The sequence below is a fragment of the Frankia sp. AgKG'84/4 genome, assembly GCF_023242965.2.
Lineage (GTDB): Bacteria > Actinomycetota > Actinomycetes > Frankiales > Frankiaceae > Frankia.
This window is the reverse complement of record NZ_JALKFU020000435.1, coordinates 1-4489: the sequence shown is the minus strand read 5'-3', so window position 1 is coordinate 4489 and position 4489 is coordinate 1. Positions and strand designations below refer to the sequence as shown.

Genomic DNA, 4489 nt, shown 5'->3' with positions numbered 1-4489 from the left:
GGGGCAGCGCGGCGGCGGGCGGCACCGCGAACGGGGGAGCGCGCGGCGTCGGCGGTTGGGGCGCGCGGCGCGGTGGTGGAGGCGGCGCTGCGGTTGGACTGGCCGGCAGGTGGACCAGGTCGTCCAGGAGCGTCCGGGTGGGGGGCTCGGGCAGTGGCGGAGGCGGCGGGGCGAACTCGACGGCCTGCGGCGGGTGGTCGTCGGCCCAGGCCGCCGGCCAGGCCGCCGGCGGAGCCATCGGGACGGGTGGCGCCAGCCCGGCGGCGGTGCGGGCCGCCGTCCAGCGGTCCACCGGGGAGACCCGGGGGAGCAGCACGGTGCCGGGATTGCAGTCGCCCAGGGTCACTCGGTCCGGCCCGTCGATCGCGCTGACCAGCAGGAAGGCGGTGGTCGGCAAGGTCTGAACGGTCGTCGGTTCGACGAGGAACTCGTAGACCCGCTGGGAGGTCTCCCCGTCGGTCGTCGAGTCGCTGAGCGAGGCGTTGACGGTGCGCTGCCAGGTCTGCGAGCGCGACGTCGTCACCGACTCCTGCCAGCCGGTGTTCGTCGAGGTGTTCTGCAGCCACGGAAGGATGCGGGTGCGGTCGTACGTGCGACCGGTGCCGCCGCTGGTGCCGGTGGTGTCGGAGACGCCGTCCTGGCTGCCGATGCTGTCGCTGTCGCCGACGGTGAAGCTGCGCCCGATCTGCGCGGTGACCTGGGACAGGACGAAGCGGTGCCCGCGTCCGATGAACTCGGCGGCGGTGGTCGCGTCCTTGCCGTTACCGAGCCGCATGATGATCGTGGAGCCGCCCTGCTCGCCGAGCAGGCGTTCGGAGTCGTCCGCGAGCCGCTCGAACAGCAGCACCAGGCGTACCCCGGCGATCTCGGCGTGCCGGCTCAGCCTGATCAGCACCGCTCGGCCGAGATGATCGGCTCCGGCGACGACCAGCATGTCGTGGCTGGCTCCCGGTATCGTCGGGCGGTGCCGGAGCTGGTGGAACACGGCCTGGACGGCGAGGCGGTCGGCGAGTTCCTTCAGGTGCGGGGCGGAGCCGCGACTCGAGGTCGCCAGGACCCGCAGGCCCCGCACCGGCCACCAGGCCGACAGCTGCCGTGGCCGCGCGCCCGGATCGTGGCCGCCGGGCCCGGTCGGCCAGCCCGCGGTGTCCGCCGACGCGACCTGGCCGGGCGTCGGCGGACACAGCGCCTCCAGCGACGAGCGCAGGTAGCGCAGCTCGTCGGCGACCCGGTCGCCGCGGCCGAACGCGTTCATCCGGCCGACGATGGCGCGGGCCTCGGCGGGTGTCAGCGTGGTGGCCGCCCGGCCGTCGTCGAGGCCTTCGAGTACCCGCAGGCCCTCGGTGAGCCGGCGGAAGGTCAGCCAGGAGCCGAGCACCTCGACGACCGCGTTCAGCAGGTCGGCGTGCAGGGCGCGGCGGTGATGGTCGGGCTCGTTCTCCCGGCCCGGGGCGAAGGCGTCGGCGACGAGTTCGGCGGCCTCCCGCGGCACGAGGCCGTCGAGCAGTCCCACCTCGTCGAGCTGGCGGGGCAGGTCCCACGATTCGACGGGGCAGCGGGCCTGGCCGGCCAGGCGCGCCAGACCGCCGCCGACAGTTCGTTCGCTGAGGTCGACGAGCAGCATCCCGGTGCCGCCGCCGAGCACGGAACCGCCGGCGGTCGCGAGCAGGCTGGCCCAGCCGTTCCCGTCGCCGCCGAAGACGTCGACGCGCGGCGTCGCGGCCGGACTGGTGACCGGATAGAAGGCGCTGTTCGCGGACCGTCGGCGCGTCTCGGCGGCGTTGTGCGCGGCCACGCTGGCCCGCCAGTCGGCCACCGCCTGCTCATGCGCGGCACGGGCCTTCGCGGTGAGGGTGATCGTGCGGCTTCGGGCGCGGGCGAGCTGGGCGTGCCGCGCCAGCGGGGCGGATCCCGCCAACAGCGCCAGCGCGCCGCCGGCCGGGACGAACAGCAGCCCGCCGCTGGTGGCCAGTGCGGTGCCGAACGCGAGGAACGCCGCGGGCAGCAGCAGTCGGATCCACGTCGCCCGGATTGTGCGACGGCGCCGCTCGACGAGCGCGGGCAGGTCCGGCAGGTCCGGCAGGTCCGGCTGGGCCCAGGTGGGGGGTTGGTCCGCGAGCGGGCTCGGCACGGGCGGCCCGCCGTCGATGAACTCCCAGCCCCAGCGTTCGAGCGGGACGAACAGCCGGTGCGCGAGGGCGGATTCCGCGCTCGGCAGGGCCAGGTCCCCCATCATCGCCCCCAAAACCCATGTCGGCCGCACGGCCGCGGCGGGCCGGGACGGCGGCGGCGAGACGCCAGGAGATCCGGGTCGGCACACACCGTGGCGTCATCCCTGCGCTGACAGTATGGCGCCTTGTGTCCACTCTGTCGCGTTCCGCGCCGCTACCGGCGGCAGCGGGCCGGTCAGCCGGCGGACGAGGGCGTGTCGATCAGGTCGGCGATCTGGTCGGCCAGGTCCGTCAGGCCGGGGCCGGCGCAGGCCGCCGCGAGGGCGGTGGCGAGGCCGGCCGGGCCCGTGCCGCCGGCGAGTGCCCGGACGGCGTCGAGCAGGCCGCTGGCGGACACGTCCCCGACGCTCACCCGATCCGCGCCGCCGTGGTAGATCGGGCTGCCACGCAGCCAGTCGAGCTGTCCGCCGAGGGTGTCGCCGGTGATGGCCAGGCCCCGTTCGCGCCAGGACGCGGTGAGCGGGTGCGGCCCGGCGGTCGGGCCGGCGCGGCGCACGGCGTCACCGAGGGCGAGGCGGACGTCCTGCCAGCGGTAGACCCCGGCGGTGAGCCGCCGCGGGTCGCCCGTGTCGCCCGCGGCGACGCTCACGTTGGGCGGGCCGGCGGCCAGCAGTCGGCGCAGGGTGGTGTGCAGCGCGCCGGCGAACTCGTCGGCGGCGACGAAGGGCCGCAGCAGCGGTCCGCGGGCGCCCACGGCCCGGTCGACGGCATGGGCCAGCAGGCAGTCCAGCCGTCGCGGCCCTTCGGCGGCGAGGGTTGCACGCAGGGCCGGGGACGGGTCGAACGGCGCCAGCCCGAGCAGGTGGGCGAACCCCATCACCTGGTGCGCGGCGACCGCCTCCACCCACAGCACCAGCCGGGGATCGCCCGCGGCAAGCGCCGCCGTCTCCGTCTCCTCCAGGCTGCACGGCCGCCCGGACACGCAGGCCGCGCCGCAGAGCGCACTGCGCCGGCCGGTCAGCGGCACCCGGTCGTGGCGGGCCGGCCCCGGTGTCTCGCGGGCGTCGCCGGCGACCATCCGGGCCAGCACGGGCCGGTCCATGCCGTCGATGCTGACCGCGGCCACCCCGGGCGGCAGCGAGACGACCACCTCGGACTGCTCCGGGAGCAGATTCATCGTCGCGCCGACGGCCTCACGGTCGTCGGCGGCGGGCAGCCGGTGCATCACCTTCAGGGCGGTGTTCTTGATGACGTCGGGCAGGATCTTCGCCGGGATCTGCTCGACGACGACGAGCCCCTCGCCGTAGGCGCGGATCTCCGCGAGCAGGGAGGCGAACAGCTCGACGGCCGCCGCCGCCGGCCCGTCGGTGACGTTCTTGAGCAGCCGGTGGGCCTCCTCGACGACGAGGACGTGGCGCAGCCCGCCCGCCCCCGTCGCGCCGAACCGGACCCGCAGGTGCTCGACGATGCGGATGAGCACGGCCCCGAGCAGGAACGCCTTGTCCTGGTCGCTGGTGATGTCCTCCAGCTCGATCACGGCGTTGCGGGTCAGCAGCGCGCCGATGTCGAGCGGGTGGCCGCCTTCGAAGAACCGGCCGGGGCTGCCTTCGCGCAGGCTGCCGATCCGCACGTCGACGAAGCCGCGGACGTCCGCGGTCACCTCCGCGCCGTACCCGATGTCCTCCACCACCCGGGTCGCGGTGCGTTGCAGGTCGCCGAGGGTCGGATAGCGCCGGGCGGCCTCGACCAGGGGATCCGCGTCCGGGCCGGCGACCCGCAGCCGTGGTCGGTGGACCGGTTCCGGCCGGTCCAGGACCAGGTTCCAGCCCAGGTCGCGGTAACAGGCCGTGAGGGCCCGCGCGAGGACCTGGGGGAACGGTTCGTGCGCCTCGAAGGCCGCGAGGAACAGCGCGCGGACCAGGTCGACGTGGCTCTGCAGCGGGAAACCGGGCTCGGGCTCCAGTGGGTTCAGCGACGCCGGCGGCGCGTCGAGCCGACCCGGGCGGATGACGAGGACCTCCCCCCGCCCCGGCCGGCCGTCGGTGGGATCGGCCGCCGGAGCGGTGAGGTCGGCGAGGCGGCCGGCCATCCGCGCGTACTCCGCCTTCGCGGGTTCCAGCACCAGCCACGGCACCGGCCGCGACGCCCGGGTCAGCGACTCCAGCAGGGACCGGACGGTCTGTGACTTGCCGGAACCGGTGGCGCCGCAGACGAAGGCGTGGCGGTTGAGGGTGGCGCGTGGGACGGCGAGCGCGCCGGCCGGCGCCCAGCCGGCGTCGATCACGTCGCCGAGGCGCACCGCGTCCGGTGCCCCCGCC

2 protein-coding genes are annotated in these 4489 nt (G+C 75.8%); both read right to left on the bottom strand.

The genetic code is table 11. From position 1 onward, the window contains the following. The coding region (locus tag MXD58_RS20720) for a hypothetical protein (RefSeq protein WP_250609761.1) at positions 1-2236 on the bottom strand (2236 nt) is incomplete at its 3' end. A 170-nt stretch (positions 2237-2406) separates the two neighbouring features. After that, a partial coding sequence (locus MXD58_RS20715) for an ATP-binding protein (RefSeq protein WP_250609760.1) occupies positions 2407-4489 on the bottom strand: 2083 nt, incomplete at its 5' end.